Raw genomic sequence first — 24078 nt, forward strand, 5'->3', positions numbered from 1 at the left:
GCTGGACTAGTCCATATGAATACTTCGCGTCAGACTTCGGAGTCCCAGACGACGGTGATATTGCCCTTTGTACTTGCCTTGCGCGGACAACATTTCTTCAACATGCTGTTTTTTGATTTCGAAGTGCAAGGTGGACGGCTTGTTTTCAACCTAATGCGTGGACTTGAATAACTGCTCTGTCGTAACACCCAACTGTTTACGAGAAACTGCCGAGCCATTTTAGCCTGTTTTCGGCAAGGTGCCTGGACTGGTGTTTTCCAGAAGAAGCCATAACTGTTGGGTGAGTAAAACCCAACGCCGCTGTATACACAGTTCAAAGGAGGGGTGACCCCAGTTGCTCCCCATCAGCCAAGGCCGAGCACTATTTTTTGAGGTAGTCAGTGTTATGTTCACTTTAATACCGCGACTTAGGTCTGTTTGTATCTTTGCTGTTTAGGCTGCCCGGATTTTACGTGGCAGTTCAGATGCCATAGTATTTGGCGGTTTTCTGTTAACGTACCGGAGCTAGAGCATCAAATATGATCTGCACACTGCCGTAATACTCACCCGCCTTGAATCCGTCTTGAGGCTTGATCGCCTCGATTCGCAATGGGACTCTGGAACCGTTTCTTGCTTCGCTTTCGGGCACGATTACGGTGTTGATCGGTGTGAGCGGGTGGTTGTTTAAAATCACGCTAAGTTCGATCTCATCGCGCCCATTGGACAACGCTGGCTCATGACCCAAGCGTGCGGCGATGCCGCCGCTGGCGTTGCGCACATCGAATGATGCGCGCAAGGGGTGAAGAAACTCGCGGCCCAGATCCCAGTTCATTCGCTGCTCGCGTTCCAGAAATCCCGGATCCACGGGCAATACATAGAAATCCAGAGTCGGGATGCTGACACTGACTTCAAACGTGTGTTCTTCGCGTGCTGCAAATCCTGCCTGCATCCAGAGTGCCAAGCTTGCCGCGACAGCCAGGTATGAGATTTTGCAGGCAGGACGGTGCATTAGCCTTTAACCTCAATGTTTTTTTGTTTATCGGCTTCGATCAGCATAAAGCGATAATGGCGACCGGGCTCTTTAATGAAACTGAATGTACGACCCGGCAAAATATGGTTTTTGGTGACAGGCTTGCAGTCTTGTAAATCCTTGCCCGAGCAATCCTTGAATTCATCGGCCACGACCACGGTGTTGCCTTTGTTGTTGAGCGAGTACTTGCCTTTGCTGTCTTCGATACGCGTATCAATGTGGGTTGCCTTGGGGCGCACAAAAAATACCGTGCCATAGCCCGCCAATATATTGACCCCGGCAGACAGGGTCTTTTTGTAGTTGTCGGTTTGGTCCTGGTTCAAGGCAAATTCATCTTCTTTTTCAGGCACTACCGGGACAAAACGTACGCGAAAATAGCGCTCTTTATCGCGGTTGCCCATAAACAACAAACGTGAACCCTGGGTGCCTTTTGCGGGCACAATCAAGCGCGCCGGGCTGGCCATCAAACCGTCACGCACACTGCCTGCCTGGGTTTTTAGTGGCACTTCTTCACTTGAACCGTCAGCCTTGTAAACAATCTCCATGATCTTGATCCGCACAAATGCAGTGCTGGTGCCGCCATTGAATACACGCTTCAGATAGGTGCTTTTATCGCCGTCCATATAGTCATAGACGGTGCCGACATTAATGTTGGGGCCCGCAAGGGCACTGAGTGAAACCAGCCAAAGACCAATAATTGAATAGATGTGTTTCATTGTTTAATCTCACTGTGAATATAGGTGCAGTAAATAATGTGTATAGATTTGCTTTCTGGCTTTTTCACCCGGCTATTTGCGGGTTGTTCTTCATGTCTGCCAACGTATCGGGATGGCAACGTAAATCGCCGATTTGCAAAACGTCTTTCTCTTTTGTGGTGTTCTTGGCGTCAATCCGGAACTGGCACAGCAACTGGTCATCCTTGCGCACTTCCAGGGTTGGTGTGCGGGCATTCATTTCCATCGAGAAGAACCCGTCCACTTCGCTAATGCCCCGGCTGGCGTGGTTGATGATGTGATGGCCCTTGAGTGGGTCGCCTTTGGGGTCGAGCAAACGGCCGAGTACGGTTACGGTTTGCACCACACTGATGGTGCGATAGTCCACGCCGCCCTTGTTCAGGTGGTAGCGGCTGCGAGCGGGTTGAATGGTGGCAGCCGGGACGTCAGTCCCTTCAAAGTCGAAACTTACCGCGCTGTTTTTATACGCTGTGAGCGGGATAAAGTTGCGCCCCGGTCGCAGTATTGTGCTGCTGCCACTCAAGTCATCGGCGCGCAAGGTGATGCCGTCGACATCGGATTGCACATCGACAATCATGCCCGCGCCGCGACCACTGTATTCACTGGCCATCACCGCTTTACCGCCCCCGACTGCGACAGTGCTGTCCAGGTTCAGGCCACCGGTGAACTTGCCGTTATACGAGGAGCGTTGCACAAAGCCGTCGCCATTGAGCGTGTTGGTCTGGACGCTCGCGCGGCCGGACAAGCCGACACCGTAAGTGTCGGTGGTTGCCGTGGCCGAGACGCTTTGCAGCAGGTGATGTTTCAAGGTTTTGTTATAGGTCAGCGAGCCGTTGTTGTCGCGTCCACCGTCGCGGGAGCTGCGTGAACCGAGGCTGGCGGACCATTTTTCGCCCGGACCGCCAAGTGCCAGGCTGACAGATAAGTCGACCCCGCGGTTACGGTTGGCACCACTGCTCGAGCTGGCAGGTCGATCAAAGACCGATAGCCGCCAGTTGCCATCACTGCCGAACAAATGGGTCGTTTGCGCCCAACCCAAGTCAATACCATGGCCCTTGGTATAGCCATCCGCGTAAGAAAGACGGGCATTCAGGCTGTTTTTGGGGCTGAGACGGTGGTTCATCGAGATCGACGAATTGCTGTTCTGGCCAACATAAGCAGTGCGTTTGCGCAGGCGCGTACCATCCGCCAGGGTTTCGTAGGTGTTACGTGTGTCGAGCCAGCTACGGTTGTGATTGAACACCAGGCTGCCGGTGCCGTAGCTGTAAAGCGCGTTCACATCGACACCGGTGCCGTAGTTTTGGGTTTGATAGACGTTGGCGTACACGCTGGCGTTGTTGGCCAGCGTCCAGTCGACGGAGGTTCCCACTTGCATATTGCCTTTGACCTGACGCCCGGACAGGCCCAGCACCACGCGTGGATGCAGCAGGTAGTTGAGCGAGGCTCCGCCAGTCATGTCCCCCTTGGACTGATCTTCGAAGTTGCTCAAAAGTTTAGTCTCACGCCCGGCAAACAGGTTGTAGCGCCAGCGCTGATCGTGGTTGCGCCAGTTATTGGGCTTGTACACCAGTTCCGAAGTGGTACTGGTGGTCTTGCCGTCTTCGACAAGGCGCACTTCCACTTCATAAATACCGCCTGGCAGGGAGCGGGTATCGATGTTTTGCAGGCCAGCCTGTACGGGTTGCGTGTTGATCAGCAGGCCATTGCGGTAAATCTCTACCGCACCTTCACGGTTTGCCGTGATGTGGATGGGGTAAATGCTGGGTTTGGCCATGTCGATGGCCAGGCTGTCAGAGCTGCCGTACATCACGCCCAACGCGGTATCGGGGCTGGCGCCGAAGGTGCGAACCTGGCGGGTCAGGCCTTCGGAGCTGGGGGTGAAATAACCGAGGCGAAAAAAGCTGCCCTCGAACTCACGTTGGGTATAGGCCTCATGCACTGCATGATAAAGCTTGGTGTCGTCCGGGCCACCAATACGTGACAGTTGCAGATTTATCCCTTGGGTCCAATTACCCAAGCTGCTGCTGGCTTCCAGGCCGAAGCGACCGTTGAGGTTTTCTTCCTGGCCGCCGTTGATATTCAGTTGATTGCGCACAATCAGGCCACGGCTGCCGTCTTCTGGCAGGTCGTAGTACATGCTCTGCTGGTTTTCACGCTCGGCGTTTTCAGTCAGCAGCGAGACCAGAGAGTTTTCAAGGTTGTAGTGAACTGCCAGCAATTGTTCGGGGCAGTTGGCAGAGCAGTTGCCCAGTTTGACGCCCTGTTTAAGGTAGTCAGACCATGTATCACGTTCGGCGACCGGGAGGGTGCTGCCGTCGTGGTTGGTAAAGTCAATAAGTGTTAATCGATCGTCACGGGAAAGTACGATCATTGCTTCGCCCAATAGTTGCCCATCGCGCTCGACTTGCACTGCCAATGGAACATCGAAAAAGTGTTCTTCAAAGTCCGCAGGCAAGCCTTTGGCCTGAGCCAATAAACTACGGGGCGTGGTGCCATTGGTTTCAGAGGCTGCAACTGCAGTTGTACCAATCAGAAGGGCAAGCGCCGCCGCGATGGGAGTCATCGGGAACATAATCGAAATACTCGATAGCAGGCAGTAAAGGTAGTAAGAAGCGTTCGGCCAGCCTGAACTGACCGAACGCGATACCTGTTGCGTTACATCAATTACAGGCCTGGATCAGAGGGTTGGCACGTTGTCGAATACAACGGTGTATGCGGCGCTGAAGTCGCCCGACACGCCATTGCCAGGCGCTGCAGGAGTGATTACCAGATCAGCCGAGGTGCCTGCAGTGGCTATAGTGCCGCTGGCGAGTACTTGCTGCGGAGCAGCAGTCAGTGTTGTACCGTTGAAGGTGGTGGTCAGTGCAATGTTGTTGGCGGCAGTACCATTGGACAGCGCGACTGGACCGCCATCGATATAGGCCTTGATCGAACCGGCGGTGTTCTTGATGTTGTATGACTGGCGCAGGGTAGACAACAGACCTGTTTGCAGGTTGTAGTTCATCACTTCGGCCCTGCCGAAGTCAGGGTTTACCGGCAAGACGTGGAACACTTCGGTTGGAATAGAAGCCGTGATGTTGATAGCGGTGGTGGCATCATTTGCAGCCCATGCACTTGAAGAACCGATAGCCAGGGTGACGAGGGAAGTTGCGATTGCTTTCTTGAACATGATTATTACCTGTTTATATGTGTTGAGGACGTGGTATTCCAGTCCTTCAGTGCTGAGCCGGAACTTTATAGTGGCCGGTTGTCGATGTGTTGAATGCTTGGCCGTCTGCAAGATTGTCTTGGTTATCTTGTGAAGTAGGTGGGCTGTCAAAGCGAGGAGAAGTATTGCTTGATCGCATTATGAATAACATAGCAAAGTCCTACTTGTTTTGTGGTTTTATGCCTTCAGTTTTGAAGGGGATTTCCTACGTCATGTAGCGCTGTGTTTTCTACTGCGAGGACTGATTATCACGTGATTGGCTGTTTCTACTTTAAAGGTCAAACTGGAGGGGTACTTTTTCTATTTTTATGTAAGCCATATTTTCAGGTGTTGTGTGAGATGTATCTCTGCTCGCTGTGTGAGCTGTGCGTTATTTTGGGTGATAAGTTATGTCCATATTTGGTTTGTAAGTTGTATCTTTTCTATTTTGGCTCTTATCTGTTTCAGTAGTTGTACAACGGTGTTTTAGTCACAATTTGAGTTATGGTTTAAGTTTCTATTTTTCGCTTTGGGATGTCAGAAAAATGAACGAGCATTATTCTCAAGCTACAGACGCAGATAAACCCACTATTGTGGTCAGGAACTCGGCCCGTGAGCGTGCTGCACGTAACCCCCGGATTTTTGCATCAGGTGATTTGAAATTGTTATTGCTGGAGTTGATTGGCGAACATCCTCGTCATGGCTATGACCTGATCCAGCAAATTGAAGGGTTGTTCGACGGCGCCTACAGCCCCAGCCCCGGGGTGATATACCCGGCCTTGGCCTTTCTTGAGGCCGGGAAACTGGTAGAAGTTGCTATTGAGGGTGATAAAAAAAATTACAGCATTACCGGGACGGGACGTTTATATCTCGGCCAACAGGCGGTCGCCCTTAATGGTGTGCATATGCGTATTGAAGTCAGCCGACGTTCGTTGTTGGGCCAGGAACGGCCGGCAGAGATTCATGAGGCGATGCACAACCTGCGTCACGCGCTGCAATTGCACCAGAGGTATTGGAGCCCGGTAGAGATCCAGCGCGTACATGATCTGCTCAACAACACTGCCAGAGCCATTGTGGATGGGGATGGATAACCAAGACTGGCTACCCTGTAGCAGTTGACTCGCGAAGCGAGGCTACGTCCGGCTGCGTAGCAGTCGTAAAACCATTCAGCTTGGGTGTTTCAGATACATCGCGCTGACCGGGTTTGCGACTGCTGCGCAGCCGGACGTAGCCTCGTTCTACTCGTCAACTGCTACAGGGGGGTGCAGCTCCTGCAAGCTTTAGTCTCAACGGACGATGAGCCACCCCCGGCGCGTTCCCATACTGCTCCCATGCCTTTGCCAACCCGGGAGCACATGTGAACAGCGCAACTCATACCGCATTTCACACCAGTATCGACGCAGGCGTCGCTGAACTGGTGATCGACAGGCCGCCAGTCAATGCCCTCAACAGCCAGGAGTGGCTGGACCTGGCGCACACCCTCGAAGCGCTTGGCCTGGACCCTGAGGTGCGAGTGATCGTGATCCGGGCCGAAGGCCGCGGCTTTTGTGCAGGTGTCGATATCAAGGAACTGGACGCTCACCCGGAACTGATCGTCAAGGTCAACGCGGGCAACTACGCCACTTTCAAGGCTGTGCATCGCAACCCGGTGCCGGTCATCGTCGCAGTCCATGGCTTTGTGCTGGGTGGCGGGATTGGCATTACCGGTGCCGCCGATATTGTCGTGGCTTCCGACTGCGCCACCTTTGCCCTGCCGGAAGTCGACCGTGGCGCCATGGGCGGCGGTGCGCATTTGCAGCGTTTGTTTCCGGTGCAAAAAGTCCGCTATCTGTTCTTTACCGGCGACAAGATTGGCGCAGTTGAAGCGCAGCAGTACGGCTTTATCGAGCGCGTGGTGCCCCGTGAGCAACTGCGCGAAACCGCGCTGCAAATCGCTCACAAGATCGCAGCGAAAAGCCCGGCCATGATCCGCATCGCCAAAGAAGCGTTGAACGGCATCGAAGACGGCAACCTTGAAGACAAATACCGCTGGGAACAGGGCTTTACCCTGCAGGCCTATACCAGTGCGGACTCCGCCGAAACTCGCCGCGCGTTCGTTGAAAAACGCGACGCCAGGTTCTGAGGAGCCGACCATGGAACTGACTTACTCGCCCAAGCAAAAGGCCTTCCGTCAGGAGGTCCGGCAATGGCTGGCGGCGAACCTGCCGCCTGAGCCGCTGGCCAGCTACGACACCCGCGAAGGCTTTGAACAGCATCGCCAGTGGGAAGCCAAGTTGTTCGAAAGTCGCCTGTCGATGGTGATGTGGCCCACCGAGTTGGGTGGACGCGGCTGCGATCTGATTGAGTGGCTGATTTTCGAAGAAGAATATTACGGTGCTGGCGCGCCGATGCGGGTCAACCAGAACGGCCAGTTATTGCTCGGCCCGACCCTGATGGAGTTTGGCACCGAGGCACAGAAAAAACGCTTTCTGCCACGCATGGCGGCCAGCGCCGACATGTGGGCCCAAGGCTGGTCCGAACCCAACGCTGGTTCCGACATGGCCGCGATCACCAGCAAGGCCACCCGCGATGGCGACGGCTACCTGCTCAACGGCCAGAAAACCTGGTCGACCCGAGCCATCTTTGCCGATTGGTTGTTTGGCCTGTTTCGCAGCGATCCAGCTTCAAGCCGTCACCACGGATTGTCGTTTGTGATGGTGCCGCTCAACGCGCCGGGGGTCACAGTGCGCCCGATCAAGGCCTTGAACGGCAAGGATGCGTTCGCCGAAGTGTTCTTCGATGACGTGCGCATTCCCCTGGAAAATCGCATCGGCGATGAAGGGCAGGGCTGGCATGTGGCAATGGCCACTGCCGGTTTTGAGCGTGGTTTGCTACTGCGCTCCCCGGCGCGCTTTCAGTACACGGCGCGCAAGTTGGTGGAGTTGTACCAGGCCAACCGCGCCAGTGCCGACCGTGACCCGAGCTTGGGCGACGCGGTGTGCAAGGCTTGGATGGATGCGCAAGCCTACGCCTTGTCCGCCTATCACACCGTGGGCCGCCTGAGCCGTGGAGCGCAGATTGGCGCCGAGTCGAGCACCAACAAAATTATCTGGTCGGAACTCGATTTGCGCATGCACGAAACCGCCATGCGCATCCTGGGTGCCAGTGGCGAGTTGACCGGTAAATCGGCAGACGGCCACGACTGGCTGGAAGGTTTTCTGTTTGCTCAGGCCGGGCCCATCTACGCCGGTACTAACGAGATCCAGCGCAATATCATTGCCGAGCGCATGCTCGGTCTGCCGAAGTGAGGCCGGGGATGGACTTTACCTTTACCGATGACCAGCAAACTTTTCGCGAAGCCATCAGCCGCTTTTTGATGACCGAAGCCGCGCCGGAAATGCTTCGTGAAATCTGGGAAACCGACGTCGGCCGCTCTCCGGATTTGCGTAACAAGATTGCCGAGCAAGGCCTTACCGCGTTGTCGATTCCTGAGGCCTTTGGTGGCCTGGGCATGGACGATGTGGCCTGGGCCTTGATGACCCAGGAGCTAGGTTACTACGCCATTCCCGATTCGCTGGCCGACACCGCCTATGTTGCCAGCGCCCTGATCGCCGGCTTGCCCCACAGCGTTGCCCAGCGCGGCGAATGGCTGGAGCGCATTGCCGATGGCAGCTTGCGGGTCGCCATCGGCCACCCGGTCAATCCGCTGGTGGCTGACGCCGGTCATGCCGACCTGTTGCTGTTGGCCCACGGCGATGAAGTCCATGCCGTACCGCGTAGCCAGGTGGATGTGCAAGGGCACGGCAGCCTGGATGCCTCGCGCCGTCTGGCGCAGGTCAGCTGGCAACCGAGTGCTGCGACCCTGGTGGCGCAGGGCGAGCAGGGCCGCGAGCTGTGGGCGCAGACCCTCAACCGTGGCGCACTGTCGGTAGCTGGGCAACTGCTCGGGCTGGCTCAGCGCATGCTCGATCTGTCGGTGGACTACGCCGCCCAGCGCAAGCAGTTCGGCAAGCCGATAGGCAGTTTTCAGGCGGTCAAGCATCACCTGGCTGACGTCGCCACTCAGCTGGAATTCGCCAAACCGGTGCTGTACCGCGCCGCTTATGCCTTGGCGCACAACGAACCGAATGCCGGGGTGTGGGTGTCCCAAGCGCGTCTGGCCAGTTGCGAAGCCAGCTGGCTGGCGGCTCGCCACGGCATTCAGGTGCATGGCGCGATGGGTTACACCTGGGAAGTCGACCTGCAAATGTTTATGAAACGCGCCTGGGCACTGGACAACGCCTGGGGCGACCGTGCGCTGCACAAGACCCGTGTGGCCGAGTATGTATTGAGTGGCGCGGCGCCTTTGGGCCCCGGCTACACGTTTGAGGATTGACTGATGCCCGAAGCCTATATTGTGGACGCGTTGCGCAGCCCTACCGGCAAGCGCAAGGGTGGTCTGGCCCATGTCCATGCGATTGATCTGGGCGCCCATGTGCTCAAGGCGTTGGTAGAGCGTAACCAGATCCCGGCCGACGAATACGACGACGTGATCTTTGGCTGCGTTGATGCCATCGGCTCTCAGGCAGGGGATATCGCCCGCACCAGCTGGCTGGCCGCCGGTTTGCCGCTCAACGTTCCCGGCACCACCATTGACCGCCAGTGCGGCTCATCGCAGCAGGCGCTGCACTTTGCCGCGCAAGCGGTGATGAGTGGTACCCAGGATGTGATCGCCGTCGGCGGTGTTCAGACCATGACCCAGATCCCGATTTCCTCGGCGATGCTGGCCGGCCAACCGCTGGGGTTCAGCGATCCGTTCTCGGGCAGCAAAGGCTGGAAAGCGCGTTTTGGCGACCAGCCAGTGAACCAGTTCTATGCCGCTCAGCGTATCGCCGATCACTGGAATATCAGCCGCCAGCAGATGGAAGCGTACGCTCTGGAAAGCCATCGCCGGGCACTGGATGCCATGGCCAGCCGCCGCTTCGTTAATGAAATTGTGCCCTGTGAAGGGGTGTGGGATGACGAAACTCCGCGCCATACCAGCCTGGCAAAAATGGCCGAGCTGGAACCGGTGTCCGCTGAATTCCCTTCGATCACTGCCGCCGTTTCCAGTCAGACCTGCGATGCCTCGGCCGCGATGTTGGTGGTTTCTGCTGCGGCACTCAAACGCTACAACCTGACGCCACGGGCGCGGATTCATCACCTCTCGGTAATGGGCGACGACCCGATCTGGCATCTCACCGCACCGATAGCCGCGACCCGGGCCGCACTGAAAAAAGCCGGCATGAGCATACGGGATATCGACCTGGTCGAGATCAACGAAGCCTTCGCCTCGGTAGTCATGGCCTGGGCCAAGGAGCTGGATTATGACCCGGCCAGGACCAATGCCAACGGCGGCGCCATTGCCCTTGGCCATCCACTGGGTGCCAGCGGGGCACGATTGATGACCAGCCTGCTTAACCAGCTTGAGCAAAGCGGTGGCCGCTATGGCTTGCAGACCATGTGCGAAGGCGGTGGGCAAGCCAACGTGACGATTATTGAGCGCCTCTAGGAGCATTGACATGGCAATTTGTGCAGCACGTACCGTGATTATTACGGGCGCAGGCGGTGGTCTGGGTCGGGCCTATGCGTTGGCTTTCGCCGGGCAGGGCGCCAATGTGGTGGTCAACGATATCCGCCGCGAAGCCGCTGAAGAAGTGGTGGCTGAAATTCGCGAGGCGGGCGGGCAGGCTATCGCCAACGCCGATGACATCACCACTATCGCCACCGCGCAAAACATCGTCGATGCGGCCCTGGCGGCATTTGGCGAAGTGCATGTGTTGGTCAACAACGCCGGGATCCTGCGCGACCGGATGTTTATCAGCCTTGGCGAAGATGACTGGGATGCCGTGATGCGCGTGCACCTGAAGGGGCATTTTTGTCTGGCCAATATCCTGGGCAAACGCTGGCGCGATCTAGCCAAGGCCGGTCAGCCGGTGGCTGCGCGAATCATCAACACCAGTTCCGGTGCAGGCTTGCAGGGCTCGGTGGGGCAGTCCAACTACAGCGCCGCCAAAGGCGGAATTGCCGCGTTGACCCTGGTGCAGGCGGCAGAGCTGGCGCGTTACGGCGTGACCGCCAATGCCTTGGCTCCGGCGGCGCGTACCTCGATGACCGAAAGCGCGATGCCGGACGTGGTGAAAAAGCCAGAAGACGGAGGCTTCGATGCCTGGGCCCCGGAAAACGTCGCACCGCTGGTGGTGTGGCTGGGCAGCACTTTGTCGGGACATGTGAGCGGGCAAATCATCGAAAGCCAGGGCGGGCGACTGTCCCTTGGCGATGGTTGGCGCACCGGCGTGACCCGCGACAAGGGCGCGCAATGGCAGCCCGAAGAAGTGGGTGTGGCCATGGCCCAGATTCTCGCCGAAGCCCCTGCACCGCAAAGGGTGTGGGGTAGCTGAAAGCACAGGGATACTTCAAGTGTGGGAGCGAGCCTGCTCGCGAAGTCATTCGCGAGCAGGCTCGCTCCCACAAGGGGCTTGACCCGGAACAGAGTATCTACAAGAAGCGGACTTAGCCGTTTGTTATACAGAGAGAATTCAACCATGAGACAAGCGCCCCCTTACGTACCCGGCCACCAACTCTTGGCCGGCAAGTCGATTTTGATCACCGCCGCGGCTGGCGCAGGTATCGGTTATGCCGCGGCCAAACGCTGCGCCGAAGAAGGCTGCCGCGCCTTGATGATTTCCGATATCCACCCGCGTCGCCTCGAAGAGGCAGTCGAACGCCTCAAGGCTGAAACCGGGTTGCAGGCGGTATACGGGCAACTGTGCAATGTCACCGTCGAAGCCGATGTACAAGCCCTGGTCGCGGCGGCTGAAGAAGCCTTGGGCGGGGTCGATGTGCTGATCAATAACGCAGGCCTTGGCGGTCAGGTACGCCTTACCGAAATGACCGATCAACAGTGGTCCTCGGTGTTGGATATCACTCTCACCGGCACTATGCGCATGACCCGCGCCATGCTTCCACACATGGAGCGCCGTGGTGCCGGGGCCATCGTCAACAACGCCTCGGTACTGGGCTGGCGGGCGCAGAAAGAGCAGGCCCATTATGCCGCCGCCAAGGCCGGGGTCATGGCCCTGACCCGCTGCAGTGCGCTGGAAGCGGCCGAAAGCGGGGTACGAATCAACGCCGTAGCACCGTCCATTGCCTTGCACGAGTTCCTGAAAAAAGCCTCCAGCAGCGAACTGCTGGAACAACTCACCAGCCGCGAAGCCTTTGGCCGCGCCGCTGAGGTCTGGGAAGTGGCTAACGTCATGGTGTTCCTGGCCAGCGACTACGCCTCATACATGGTCGGCGAAGTGCTGCCTGTCAGCTCGCAACAAGCCTGAGGACCACCCCATGAGTACGTTATTCAGCAGCGCCGAGCAGTTGCTTGCAGCGCAGGGGCAAGACCTTGGCCGCACCGACTGGCTGGTGCTGACCCAGGAGCGGATCAACCTGTTTGCCGAGGCCACGGGCGATCACCAGTGGATTCATGTCGACCCGGAACGTGCGGCCAAGGGGCCGTTCGGTGCCTGTATTGCCCACGGCTACCTGACCCTGTCCCTGGCCAATCTGTTTATGCCGCAACTGATGCAGTTCGAAAATCTGGCCATGGGCGTCAACTACGGCAGTGACCGGTTGCGTTTCCCAGCAGCGGTCAAGGTCGGTTCGCGGGTGCGTGGGCATGGCCAGGTTGTGCAGGTCGAGGCACTCGGCCAGGCCTTGCAGGTAGTGGTGCGGATCAGCGTCGAAATCGAGGGCAGCGAGCGCCCCGGCTGTGTGGTGGACACCATCAGCCGCTACACCTTCAACCCTCTTGAGAAGTGAGCCTGAGCATGAATTTGAATGACGTTGTAATCGTCTCCACCGCCCGAACCGCCCTGACCAAATCCTTCCGTGGCTCGTTCAACGACACCGAAGCCCCGGTGCTGGGCGGCCATGTGGTACGTGCCGTGGTGGAGCGCGCGGGTATCGAGCCGGGTTCGGTGGAAGACGTGATCATGGGGGCAGCTGCGCAGCAGGGCACTCAGGGTTACAACATCGGGCGGTTGTGCGCCAACACCGGCGGTTTGCCCAACACCGTGCCGGGCATGGCGATTGATCGCATGTGTGCCTCGGGCCTGATGAGTATTGGCGTGGCGGCGAAAGGCATCATGACCGGGGAAATGTCGATTGCCGTGGCGGGTGGTGTCGAGTCGTTGTCGCTGACCCAGAACAAGTACAAAAACACTTACCGGGCACAATCCGAGGCGGTGCTTGAATGCATGCCGACGGCCTACATCCCGATGCTCGAAACCGCTGAAATCGTCGCTCGCCGCTACTCTATCAGCCGCGAAGTGCAGGACCAGTATTCCCTGCAAAGCCAGCAACGTACCGCCGCCGCCCAGGCCGCGGGCCTGTTCGCGGATGAAATCGTACCGCTGGCTGCGCGCAAGCTGTGCTTCGACAAGGAAGGCAAACCCAGTGGCTATCAGGATGTAATCGCGGACCGCGACGAGTGTAATCGCCCGTCCACCACCCTTGAGGATTTGGCGGCACTCAAACCCGTGTGGAAAAATGGCAAATGGGTGCAGCAGGGTGAGTTCATCACCGCGGGCAACGCTTCGCAATTTTCCGATGGCGCCTCTGCCGTGTTGCTGATGAGCCGTGCCGAAGCCAAACAGCGCGGGATCGAAGCGTTGGGCGTGTATCGCGGGATTGCCGTGAGCGGTTGTGCGCCGGAAGAAATGGGCATTGGCCCGGTGTTCGCGATTCCCAAGCTGCTCAAGCGGTTTGGCCTGACCGTATCTGACATTGACCTGTGGGAGATCAACGAAGCATTCGCCTGCCAGGTGGTGTACTGCCGCGACTTCCTGCAGATCCCCAACGACCGCCTGAACGTCAACGGCGGGGCGATTTCCATTGGTCATCCGTTTGGTATGTCGGGTGCGCGGATGGTGGGCCACAGCCTGCTCGAAGGCCGCCGCCGTGGCGCCCGCTTTGTTGTGGTTGCCATGTGTATCGGCGGCGGCATGGGCGCGGCGGGGCTGTTTGAGCTGAACTGACAGTTTTTGATACTGGTGGGAGCCAGGCAAAACCCGTAGCAGCTGCCGAAGGAACGAGGCTGCGTTCGGCGGCGAAGCCGTCGCAGAATCAGGCACTGCGGTCTGCCAGAAAAACCTTGCTCTCAGGGTTTACGACGGCTTCGCCGCCGAACGCAGCCTCGTTCCTGCGGCAGCGGCTACACGTTTGGATGCGCCACCGCGGACGCCATCTGCGGTATCGGCTTGCGCATCAGCGTCCCCACCACCAAAGCCCCGATCAGCCCCAGCACCCCCGCGACCCACAACACCAGGCTGAACCCGGCCACAAAGGCCCGGGTTGCCAGTGGCTCAATCTGCGCTTGTGCCGCCAGCGGCAATTGGCTCAAGGCTCCCTGCATATCCCCGGCCACCACCCGCGAAGCAATAAAGTGACTCTGCTCCAGCCATTGCCCGGCATCCTGCTGAAGGCTGGTCTGCAGGTTTTGCTCCGTGTGGCTGCCGAGCAAGGCGCCAAACACCCCAATCGCCAACACAATGGCGCTGAAGCGCATGGTGGTGCTCATGCCTGAGGCCATGCCCACACGGTCGCGGGGAACGCAGGCCATGATGTTTTTCTGGGTATCGCCATTGAGCAAGCCGGCCCCGGCACCTGTCACCGCCGTGGTCAGGGCAAAACTCAGGTAACCGCCATGGTCTACCGCCCAAGCGCTGAGCAAGTTGCCGCAACCGACCAAGGTCAAACCGGCAGCCATCATACTGGCCGGGCTGAAGCGCGACGCCAGGCGAGCGCCGATACGTGGGCAAATCAACATGGTCAAGGCAAACGGCAACATACCCAGGCCTGACGTGACTGCACTGAACCCCAAGCCGTTTTGCAAATAAAACGGCAGCAAGGTCATCATCACCTGAGCACAGCCCGCATAGGCAAACATGCCCAGCAGAGCGCCGATAAAACGCGGGTGGCGGAACAGTTGCAGGTCAATCATAGGGCGGCGCTGCATGGCTTCGATCATTACAAACAGGCCCAGCAGCAGCACCCCGGCACATATTCGGGCATAGGTCAGCGGGTGGTTCCAGCCAATGCGGTTGGCTTCGATCAAGCCCCAGATCAGGCATAGCAAGCTGGCGCTGAAGGCCAGGCTGCCCCAAGGGTCGAGCCGGGCCGATTGCGGGTCGCGAGACTCGGCAATGGCATGCCTGACCAGCAGCATCAGCAGCAAGCCAACCGGCAGGTTGAGATAGAAAATCCAGCGCCAGCCCAGGTACTCGGTGATCAGCCCGCCGAGGGTCGGTGCCGCCGTCATGGCCACGCCCATGCACGCCCCCCAAAAGGCCCAGGCTTTGGCTCGTTCGACTTCGTCGTGGAAGGCATGCCCGATTGAGGCCAGCGCCGAGGTCAGTAGCAAGGCTGCTCCCACGCCTTTTACGGCGCGGGCGATTTCCAGTAACAGGCTGTTGGGTGCCGCGCCACAGCCGAGGGACGCGAGGATGAAAATGCTCAAGCCCCACAGCAGGGTACGCTTGCGCCCGAAGCGGTCGGCAATGCTCCCGGCAGGCAGTAACAGGGCGGCAAACGCCAGCATATAAGCGCTGACCACCCATTCGATATCGACAAAGCTGGCCCCCAGATCCCGGGCGATGCTCGGCAGGGTGACCGCGACAATATTGGTGTCGAGCACGATCAGCGAACAGACCCCGCTGGCGGTCAGCAGGGTCAGGCGTGGGCTTACAGTCTTCATGGACGCAACTCCCCGGCAAGCTCAGGCATTACTTTGCAGGCAATTAATTTTACGGGCATGCTCGGTTCCTCCAGTGTGGCGATGGCCACAGTGTAGGGCTGGGCGTTGGCTGGTTTGTTAGCTGACAGCCTGAACTTCATTACCTTTGAGCTAATGCTGCTATGGATATACGCCATTTCCGTTATTTCCTGGCCGTTGCCCAGCAACGCAACTTCACCCGTGCTGCCGAAGTACTGGGAATTGCGCCGCCAACCTTGACGCGGCAAATCCAGGATCTTGAACACGCCTTGGGCGTACGTCTGTTTGTGCGCCAGCAGCGTCAGGTCAGCCTGACTGAAGCGGGCCAGGCGTTATTGCCCGAGGCTGAGGCCACCGTGCGCCAGTTCGAGTTTGCCCAGCGCAATGCACAGCGGGCCGGGCGCGGCGAGACGGGCCATATCGAATTGGGATATGTAGCATCGGCCGTGTATTCGGGGGTGTTGCAGCAACAGGTGCAGGCATTTTCGAGTGCGTGTGCCGAGGTTAGCCTGAGCGTACGAGAGGCACCGATGGCCAGCTTGCCTTCGATGGTTGCCGAAGGGCGCTTCGATCTGGGCTATGTGCGCTCTCCCATGACTTTGCCACAAGGTCTGGAAGCGATTCGTCTCAAGGCTGAGGGCTTTGTTTTGGCGCTGGCGGCTGACAGCTGGCTGGCGCGCCTTAAAAGCGTCAGCGCGGCGCATTTGCAAAACGAGACATTTATCTTGCCCGAGCAAATCAGCGGCACCTTGCACGTGGCTGCCCAAGGAGGTTACGCGCCCAGGCTGGGTGCCCAGCCGGGTGGCCTGGTGGCTGTGATCGCGCTGGTATCGTTGCGCCAAGGGGTGGCGGTAGTGCCGGCATCGGTGGTCGGTCATATCAGCCTGCCGAATGTACTCTACCGGCCGATCGAGGGCTGTGACGCGCAGTCATGGTTGTCGTTGATCCACCGCCGGTTCGAAAAGTCGGCGGTGGTGACGCGTTATATCGAACAGGTCAAGCGCTTCTGATTGGTCGAATCCAACTGCAGGATTTTGTCGTTTACATGGATGCGTCAGAACCTGGAAGCAGTACAATCGCGCCCCCTTACCGAGCATGGATGCTGTTCGGCACACGTTCACGAGAAGGTCCATGGTGTCTGCAACTTACTCTCCCTCGCTGGTTTTGATTTCCCTGTGTGTCGCCATTCTGGCGTCGTACACAGCCCTTGATCTGAGCGGCCGTATTGCCACGGCGCGAGGCCGCAGTGTGTACCTGTGGATCGGTGGCGGCGCACTGGCCATGGGCTTTGGTGTGTGGTCGATGCACTTTATCGGGATGCTCGCGCTGGAGTTGCCGCTGGAGTTGGGTTACGACCTGGGGCTTACTCTGTGGTCATTACTGGTGGCTATTCTGTCGTCCGGCTTTGCCTTGTGGCTGGTCAGCCAGCCGCGACTGCCCGCGCTGCAACTGTTGTTCGGTGCCTTGATCATGGGCTCGGGCATTAGCGCCATGCACTACAGCGGTATGGCCGCGTTGCGCATGCAGCCGGGGATTGATTACGACCCGACGCTGTTTGGCCTGTCGCTGCTGATTGCAGTGGGGGCTTCGGCCGCCGCGTTGTCGATTGCGTTTCATCTGCGCAAGCAAACCCCTTACGTGCGGCTGGTACGCGGCGGGGCGGCGGTGATCATGGGCCTGGCGATTGTCGGTATGCATTACACCGGCATGGCTGCGGCGAGTTTCCCCCCCGGCAGTTTTTGCGCTGCCGCCGTGGACGGTCTGAGTGGCAAGGGGCTGGATAATCTGGTGCTGGTGTCCAGCCTGGCCGTGTTAGTGATTGCGTTGCTGACCTCGGTTTTTGACGCCCGGCTCGATTCCCGCACTGCCGCTCTGGCGGACTCATTGACCCTGGCCAATGAAGAGCTGACCCAATTGGCACTGCACGACACTCTGACCGGACTGCCCAATCGCATCCTGTTGGCTGACCGTATCGCTCAGGCAATGAGCAAGGTGACGGAGCAGGGCGGGTGTTTCTCGCTGATGTTTATCGACCTCGACGGTTTTAAGCCGGTGAACGATGCCTTCGGTCATCATCTGGGCGACCGCTTGCTGCGTGAGGTGGCCATGCGTTTGCGCGAGCAGTTGCGCAGCCAGGACACCCTGGCACGCATTGGCGGGGACGAGTTTGTGTTGCTGGTGCGTTTGCTTGAGCCCGATGATGCGCCGCAAGTGGCTGCGCGGCAGGTCGGGCTGTTGTCCAAGGCATTCCGGGTCGACGATCATGACTTGCTGATTTCCGCGAGTGTCGGTATTGCGCTGTACCCTGGTAACGGCCTGACCGCCGAAGAGTTGCTGATGAACGCCGATGCGGCGATGTATCACGCCAAGGGCGCGGGCAAAAATGGCTACAGTTTTTTCGATGCCTCGATGAACATCAACGCCCGCAAGCAACTGCAATTGCTGCAAGACCTGCGTCAGGCTCTGGTGCTGCAACAGTTTTGCCTGCATTACCAACCCAAGTTCGACGCCAGCAATGGCCTGCCGGTAGGGGCTGAAGCCCTGCTGCGCTGGGAGCATCCGCAGCAGGGATTGCTGTTGCCAGAGCACTTTATCGCCCTCGCGGAAAAAACCGGCCTGATCATTCCCATTGGCGATTGGGTGCTCAACGAAGCCTGCCGCCAGATGCGTGTGTGGTTCGATCAGGGCTATAGCCACTGGCGTATCGCAGTCAACCTGTCGGCGCTGCAGTTCTGCCATTCGGGGCTGGTCGACAGTGTGGTCGCAACGCTGGAGCGGCACCAGTTGCCAGCCAACAGCTTGACCCTGGAAATCACCGAAACCACCGCCATGAGCGACGCCGATGCGAGCATGGTGGTGTTGCAGCGCTTGTCGCAGATGGGTGTTGACCTGTCTATTGATGATTTCGGTACCGGCTATTCCAGCCTGATGTACCTCAAACGTCTGCCCGCCAATGAATTGAAAATAGACCGTGGTTTTGTGCGTGATCTGGAGCATGACAGCGATGATGCTGCGATTGTTTCGGCCATTGTTGCACTGGGCCAGGCACTGGGCCTGCGAATTGTGGCCGAGGGCGTTGAAACCGATACCCAACAAAGCTTTTTGACCACGCTGGGCTGTGATGCCTTGCAGGGTTATCTGCTGGGCCAGCCGCTTCCGGCCAATCAGTTTATGGTCGATATTCATCGCGCAGAGGACCTGAGCGCTGGTAAACCGGCGGCGACCTGACAAATCAAACCCTTGACGGTTATGCTGGCGGCCAGATTTGAAATGTTGAGTGGGGAGCGTACTTTTATGGACAAAGTTATCGTGATCACCGGTGGCAGCCGTGGCATAGGCGCCGCAACAGCAGTACTGGCGGCGCAGCAGGGCTATCGAATTTGCATCAACTATCTGGCTGATGTTGCGGCTGCCCATGAAGTGCTGGCCCAGGTTCAGGCTTTGGGCGCAGAAGCTATTGCGGTGCGCGCCGATGTCAGCGACGAAGAGGAAATCATTCGTCTGTTTATCGAGGTTGACGAGCGGTTGGGGCCGGTCACGGCACTGGTCAACAACGCTGGCACCGTGGGGCTCAAGTCACGGGTCGACGAACTGTCCGAGTTGCGCATCATGCACACCCTGAAAACCAACGTGCTTGGCCCGATCTTGTGTGCCAAGCATGCCGTGCTGCGCATGTCGCCCCGCTACGGTGGGCAGGGCGGCAATATCGTCAATGTGTCATCGGTAGCGGCACGCTTGGGTTCGCCCGGCGAGTACGTCGACTACGCTGCCTCCAAGGGCGCGCTGGACACTTTCACCGTGGGCTTGTCCAAGGAACTGGCGGGCGAGGGGATTCGGGTCAACGCGGTGAGGCCAGGCTATATCTACACCGACTTCCACGCCTTGAGTGGCGATCCCGGGCGGGTCAGCAAACTTGAACCGATCATCCCCATGGGCCGGGGCGGGCGTGCCGAAGAAGTAGCCGAGGCGATTATCTGGCTGCTGTCGGACAAGGCTTCCTACACCACCGGCACCTTTCTGGATCTGGGCGGCGGTCGGTAAGATGTAAAAACTCTGTTCCAGGTCAAGCCTTTAGTGGGAGCGAGCCTGCTCGCGTATGATTTTCGCGAGCAGGCTCGCTCCCACGCTTGAAGGATCTCTACCGCTGCCATCGTAAAACCTGACATCGCGTATGGTCAGGCCGGAACGGGATTTAGCATGTGCTGGCGCTGCGCTCCTCAGCGGCTACACAGTGATTTACGACTTGCCATTTCACCTTTTGCGACGATAATGCGACTTATTGCTATTTAAGTCTGGTTATCTATCGTGCCTATTCCTGTGGACCCCAAAACCCTGCTGGCCAGCCTCTATCTCGACAATCATGCCTGGTTGCGCGGCTGGCTATCGCGACAGGTGCGTTGCCCGCAGGATGCGGCCGATCTGACCCAGGACACTTTTCTGCGCGTTTTCGACGCTCAGCAACTGGAGCGCATCCAGGAGCCCCGCGCTTATCTGAGTACAGTTGCCCGCCGCTTGCTCTGTTCGCTGTGGCGGCGGCGCAAACTTGAACAATCCTATCTTGAGCAGTTGGCCGATCTGCCCCAAGGCTATGCGCCGTCCGCTGAAGATATAGCGCTGGTGCGCGAGGCGATTGAAGCCATTGATCGCGTGCTTGAAGGTTTACCGTCGCGGGTGAAACGGGCCTTTTTGCTCAATCGGCTTGAAGGTATGCCCCAGCAAGCCATCGCTGACCAGTTGGGTGTCTCGTTGGCCACGGTTGAGCGTGACTTGCGCCGCGCCTTTATTCATTGCCTCTCGCAAACGGCGCCATCCCAATGAGTACAGCCAAGGTTGATTCGACCACCCGTGCCGCCATTGACTGGATGCTGCGCCTTGAGTCCGGGAGTGCCAGCCCTTCGGAGCGTCAGGTGTTCAAGGCCTGGCTGGCGCAAAGTCCAGAACATCTGGCCGCGTGGCAGCGGGTAGTCGGGGTATTGAAAGCTCCGGTGGCCGATTTGCAATCAGTGGAACGCCGCAGCCCCGGGCAATTGCAGGCTGCACGCCGAGCTCTGCTGAGCGGCACGTCGCCCTCAGGCAAAAATGCCTTGCGGGGCAGCTTGCTACTGTTGCTGCTCGGTTTGGGTGCGGCAGGCTTGGTGAATCGTGTAACGCCATTGACAGGCTTGATGGCCGATCAACACACCGGCACCGGTGAGCGCAAAACCATCGAACTGGCGGATGGCAGTCTTCTGAGACTCAATGCCCGCAGCGCGGTCGATATCGAGTTCAGTAACGGCCAGCGGCGGGTACGGCTGCGCGAAGGGGAGTTGCAGGTGGACGTGGCCGCCGATGCCGGACGACCATTTGTGGTAGCCACGGCCCAAGGCCAGGTGCAGGCACTGGGGACGCGTTTCATGGTGCGCCAGGGCGCGGACGAAAGTCTGGCCAGCGTGCAGCAGCACAGCGTGCAACTGGACACGCTGGGGGGGCTGCAACGACGTATCGACACCGGTCAGGCGGTGGCATTCACGGCCAATCAGATAGACCCGCAAACCCCGACATCACGGAGCCAGGCCGATTGGCTCCAAGGCCGGGTCGAACTGCATGATGAGCCATTGTCGGCACTGGTCGAGGCGCTGCGGCCCTACCAGACCGGTGTGCTGCGCATCAGCCCCGAAGCGGCACGGGTGCGGGTGTTTGGGGTTTTTGCGCTGGACAACACCGCGCAAACCCTCAGCGCGCTGGCGCAAACCTTACCGATCAAGGTCACGCGTTACGGACCATGGCTGACCCTGATTGATGTGAGTCGATAAAAACAACCGAATGCGAATTAATTGCAAATAGTGTGAGGGGAAACCCTTGCTCGTTGGTCAAGGTTACAACTGCCTACCTTGCAACGAGAAAGGACGCCCCATGCCGTACGCCCCGCTAAGACCTTGTCTGCTGGCCCTGACCATCACCCTGTGCCTTGCTGGCCACCCGCTGACTGCGGTGGCCGAGGCGATGCACCATGAGCAAAGTACCACTCGTTTTTTTGATCTGCCTGCTGCGCCTTTGGGTGTGACCCTGAGCCGGATAGCCCGTGACAGCGACTTGACTCTGTCGGTCGCACCCGCCTTGCTGCAGGGCAAAAAATCCGCTCCGGTGAACGGCATGTATACCCCGCAACAGGCTGCCGAACACGCCTTGGTGGGCAGCGGCCTGGGCCTGAGTGTGACCGACAGCGGCGCGTTGAGTGTTTACCCGCAAGCCGAGGCGGGGGCGTTGAACCTGGGAGCAACCAATGTCTCGGCGTTGTTGGCCGAAGACGGTCGTGGTCACGTTGACGGCTTTGTCGCCACTCGTTCGGCGACGGCCACCAAAACCGACACGCCGATTCTGGAAATTCCGCAGACCATCAACGTGGTCACGGCTGATCAAGTGCAGGTGCAGGGCGCCCGCGACCTGACGCAAGCGCTGCGTTACACCCCGGGCCTGAGCACTAATGGCTACACCGACCGCAACACCATCGCGGACGAAATCACCAGCCGCGGCTTTGCCCCGACCTTGCTTTACCTCGATGGCGCGTATTTACCGTCGGCGGGCAGTCTGGGCGGCACTCCGCAAATCGATCCATACACCCTGGAGCGTATCGAAGTGCTCAAGGGGCCGTCCTCGGTGTTGTATGGGCAGAACCAGCCAGGCGGCATGATCAATATGGTGTCCAAGCGCCCGAGCACTGAGGCCAAACATCAGATAAAGGTCGGCACTGGCAGTTTTGATCGCTACAACCTGGCCTTTGATTTCACCGGCCCGCTGGATGATGCAAAAACCCTTAGCTATCGGCTGATCGGTGTCGGCAACACCGGCAGCGAGCAGGTGGACCACACTGAAGATTCACGCCAGTTGCTGGCGCCAAGTTTTACCTGGACGCCCAACGACAACACTGAGCTGACGCTATACGCGCAGGTGCAGCGTGATGATGCCCTGGCCGATTACCAGGCCTTGCCTGCGGTGGGCAGCCTGTACCGCAACTCGCAAGGCAACAAGATTGATCGCGACAAGTTTTTGGGCGACTCAAAGTGGAACGATTACAAGCGCGACCAGTATGTGCTCGGCTATCAGTTTTCCCATGCCTTCAACGAGGCTATGACTTATCGCCAGAGCCTGAGTTATATCGACGTCGACGACCGGTACAAGGGGTTTTACCTGAACCGTTTTGTCACCGCCCCGGATGGCGCGACAGACACCCATGCCAGCCGCACCAAGCTCGACTGGCGTCAGCAGAACAGCTCTTACACCTTCGACAACCATCTGCAGAGCGACTTTGTCACCGGGCCTTTGCAGCACACCTTGCTGGTGGGGCTGGACTACAGAAGTTTCATTCGCAAATATCAGGGCTACAACCTGTCCGGCAGTGAGATTCTCGACCTTTACGGTCCGGGAAACTACCGCACCGATGGCGTGCCGACCCTGACCACCCAGTGGGACAACCGGGTCAAACAAACCGGCCTGTATGTGCAGGACCAGATCAAGCTGGACAACTTTATCCTGACCATTGGCGGGCGCCAGGACTGGGCTAAGGTTGAAAACAATGACCTGCTGGCCAACACGCGGGAGCAGCAAAACGACAACAAGTTCACCGCTCGCGTGGGCCTGACCTATGTCACCTCGTTCGGTCTGGCGCCGTACATCAGCTACACCGAATCGTTCCTGCCGTCAGTGGGCACCTCGGCCCCGGCACGTGGCGCCAAGGCGTTCAAACCAATGACGGGCAAGCAGTATGAAGTGGGGGTCAAGTACCAGCCCAATGACACCAGTCTGCTCACGGCCTCGGTGTTCGAGATCACCCAGCAAAATGTCCTGACCGGCGATTTGCAGTATCTGGAGTACCAGGTCCAGGAAGGTGAAGTCAGATCGAGGGGCATTGAACTGGAAGGTAAAAGCCGCTTTAACAACGTCGACCTAATCGCCTCGCTGTCGTATCTGGATGTGTTCTACAGCAAGTCCAACTACAACAACCAAGGTAACCGAAGTGAAGCGCAATCGCCGTGGGCGGCGAGCGTCTGGGCCGACTATCACTTCACCGGGCAGGCGCTTGCGGGTGTGACCCTGGGCGGCGGTGCGCGTTACACCGGAAAAAACTTCGGCGACTCGGCCAACACCTTCAAGACCCCGTCATTTGTGATCTACGACGCCACGCTCAGCTATGACCTGGCGGCCCTTGATCCGAGCTTCAAGGGCGTCAGCACCAGCCTTAACGTGCAGAACCTGTTTGATCGCGAGTATGTGTCCTCGTGCAACTACAGCTTTGGCTGTTATTACGGGCAGCAGCGCACGGCGGCGCTGGAAGTCAAATACGATTGGTGATGACACTTTCACTCTTGTGGGAGCGAGCTTGCTCGCGATTGCATCACCACGGTTGGCC

Annotated in this window: 20 protein-coding genes; 15 read left to right on the forward strand and 5 right to left on the reverse strand. The window is 58.5% G+C overall.

The window, feature by feature from the left end; all coding sequences use genetic code 11:
• Positions 1–490: 490 nt before the first annotated feature.
• From V6L79_RS12880 to V6L79_RS12895, 4 genes are all read right to left on the reverse strand, one after another.
• Positions 491–988: a fimbrial protein gene (locus V6L79_RS12880; RefSeq protein ID WP_261741882.1), complete on the reverse strand. Its 498-nt coding sequence runs from the start codon at positions 986–988 to the stop codon at positions 491–493.
• A complete protein-coding gene (locus V6L79_RS12885; protein ID WP_338578884.1) occupies positions 988–1725 on the reverse strand; it encodes a molecular chaperone in 738 nt (245 codons plus the stop codon). The genes V6L79_RS12880 and V6L79_RS12885 overlap by 1 nt, the downstream gene beginning before the upstream one ends.
• A 64-nt stretch (positions 1726–1789) precedes the next feature.
• On the reverse strand, positions 1790–4315 hold the full coding sequence (locus tag V6L79_RS12890; protein ID WP_338578885.1) for a TcfC E-set like domain-containing protein: 2526 nt from the start codon (positions 4313–4315) through the stop codon (positions 1790–1792).
• A gap of 105 nt (positions 4316–4420) precedes the next feature.
• A complete protein-coding gene (locus V6L79_RS12895) occupies positions 4421–4912 on the reverse strand; it encodes a CS1 type fimbrial major subunit (RefSeq protein WP_261741885.1) in 492 nt (163 codons plus the stop codon).
• A gap of 563 nt (positions 4913–5475) precedes the next feature.
• Here V6L79_RS12895 and V6L79_RS12900 point away from each other — a divergent pair.
• The 9 genes from V6L79_RS12900 to V6L79_RS12940 all read left to right on the forward strand — a co-directional run bounded on the left by V6L79_RS12900 (position 5476) and on the right by V6L79_RS12940 (position 13956).
• Positions 5476–6021, forward strand: coding sequence for a PadR family transcriptional regulator (locus tag V6L79_RS12900; RefSeq protein ID WP_261741886.1), 546 nt, complete (start codon positions 5476–5478; stop codon positions 6019–6021).
• Between the two features lie 266 nt (positions 6022–6287).
• Complete coding sequence (locus V6L79_RS12905) at positions 6288–7052, forward strand: enoyl-CoA hydratase family protein (RefSeq protein WP_261741887.1); 765 nt, start codon at positions 6288–6290, stop codon at positions 7050–7052.
• A gap of 10 nt (positions 7053–7062) precedes the next feature.
• Positions 7063–8217, forward strand: coding sequence for an acyl-CoA dehydrogenase family protein (locus tag V6L79_RS12910; protein WP_321837647.1), 1155 nt, complete (start codon positions 7063–7065; stop codon positions 8215–8217).
• Between the two features lie 8 nt (positions 8218–8225).
• Positions 8226–9284, forward strand: coding sequence for an acyl-CoA dehydrogenase family protein (locus tag V6L79_RS12915; protein ID WP_261741889.1), 1059 nt, complete (start codon positions 8226–8228; stop codon positions 9282–9284).
• A gap of 3 nt (positions 9285–9287) precedes the next feature.
• On the forward strand, positions 9288–10439 hold the full coding sequence (locus tag V6L79_RS12920; RefSeq protein ID WP_338578886.1) for an acetyl-CoA C-acetyltransferase: 1152 nt from the start codon (positions 9288–9290) through the stop codon (positions 10437–10439).
• A gap of 10 nt (positions 10440–10449) precedes the next feature.
• Positions 10450–11328 carry an SDR family oxidoreductase gene (locus V6L79_RS12925; RefSeq protein ID WP_261741891.1) on the forward strand — a complete coding sequence of 293 codons (879 nt, stop codon included), beginning with the start codon at positions 10450–10452 and terminating at the stop codon, positions 11326–11328.
• Between the two features lie 144 nt (positions 11329–11472).
• Positions 11473–12258, forward strand: a complete 786-nt coding sequence (locus V6L79_RS12930) for an SDR family oxidoreductase (RefSeq protein ID WP_261741892.1) — start codon at positions 11473–11475, stop codon at positions 12256–12258.
• A gap of 10 nt (positions 12259–12268) precedes the next feature.
• The gene (locus tag V6L79_RS12935; RefSeq protein WP_261741893.1) at positions 12269–12739 is read left to right on the forward strand and encodes a MaoC family dehydratase; all 471 of its coding nucleotides are present in this window, start codon (positions 12269–12271) and stop codon (positions 12737–12739) included.
• Between the two features lie 8 nt (positions 12740–12747).
• On the forward strand, positions 12748–13956 hold the full coding sequence (locus tag V6L79_RS12940) for an acetyl-CoA C-acyltransferase (protein ID WP_338578887.1): 1209 nt from the start codon (positions 12748–12750) through the stop codon (positions 13954–13956).
• Between the two features lie 176 nt (positions 13957–14132).
• Here the strand turns inward: V6L79_RS12940 and V6L79_RS12945 are convergent, their stop codons facing one another.
• Positions 14133–15674 (reverse strand): MFS transporter, encoded by a 1542-nt coding sequence (locus tag V6L79_RS12945; protein WP_338578889.1) that lies wholly within the window; start codon positions 15672–15674, stop codon positions 14133–14135.
• 161 nt (positions 15675–15835) lie between these two features.
• Between V6L79_RS12945 and V6L79_RS12950 the strand changes: the two genes are divergently transcribed.
• The 6 genes from V6L79_RS12950 (at position 15836) to V6L79_RS12975 (ending at position 24020) form a co-directional block, all read left to right on the forward strand.
• Positions 15836–16702: a LysR substrate-binding domain-containing protein gene (locus tag V6L79_RS12950; RefSeq protein ID WP_321837651.1), complete on the forward strand. Its 867-nt coding sequence runs from the start codon at positions 15836–15838 to the stop codon at positions 16700–16702.
• A gap of 121 nt (positions 16703–16823) precedes the next feature.
• Positions 16824–18920 carry an EAL domain-containing protein gene (locus V6L79_RS12955; RefSeq protein ID WP_338578890.1) on the forward strand — a complete coding sequence of 699 codons (2097 nt, stop codon included), beginning with the start codon at positions 16824–16826 and terminating at the stop codon, positions 18918–18920.
• A gap of 66 nt (positions 18921–18986) precedes the next feature.
• Positions 18987–19733 carry an SDR family oxidoreductase gene (locus tag V6L79_RS12960; RefSeq protein WP_261741898.1) on the forward strand — a complete coding sequence of 249 codons (747 nt, stop codon included), beginning with the start codon at positions 18987–18989 and terminating at the stop codon, positions 19731–19733.
• A gap of 276 nt (positions 19734–20009) precedes the next feature.
• Positions 20010–20510 carry a sigma-70 family RNA polymerase sigma factor gene (locus V6L79_RS12965; protein ID WP_261742411.1) on the forward strand — a complete coding sequence of 167 codons (501 nt, stop codon included), beginning with the start codon at positions 20010–20012 and terminating at the stop codon, positions 20508–20510.
• On the forward strand, positions 20507–21484 hold the full coding sequence (locus V6L79_RS12970) for a FecR family protein (protein ID WP_338578891.1): 978 nt from the start codon (positions 20507–20509) through the stop codon (positions 21482–21484). The genes V6L79_RS12965 and V6L79_RS12970 overlap by 4 nt, the downstream gene beginning before the upstream one ends.
• A gap of 100 nt (positions 21485–21584) precedes the next feature.
• The gene (locus V6L79_RS12975; RefSeq protein WP_338578892.1) at positions 21585–24020 is read left to right on the forward strand and encodes a TonB-dependent siderophore receptor; all 2436 of its coding nucleotides are present in this window, start codon (positions 21585–21587) and stop codon (positions 24018–24020) included.
• The last annotated feature ends 58 nt before the right edge of the window (positions 24021–24078 follow it).

It is taken from the genome of Pseudomonas sp. ML2-2023-6, from assembly GCF_037055265.1.
Lineage (GTDB): Bacteria > Pseudomonadota > Gammaproteobacteria > Pseudomonadales > Pseudomonadaceae > Aquipseudomonas > Aquipseudomonas kulmbachensis.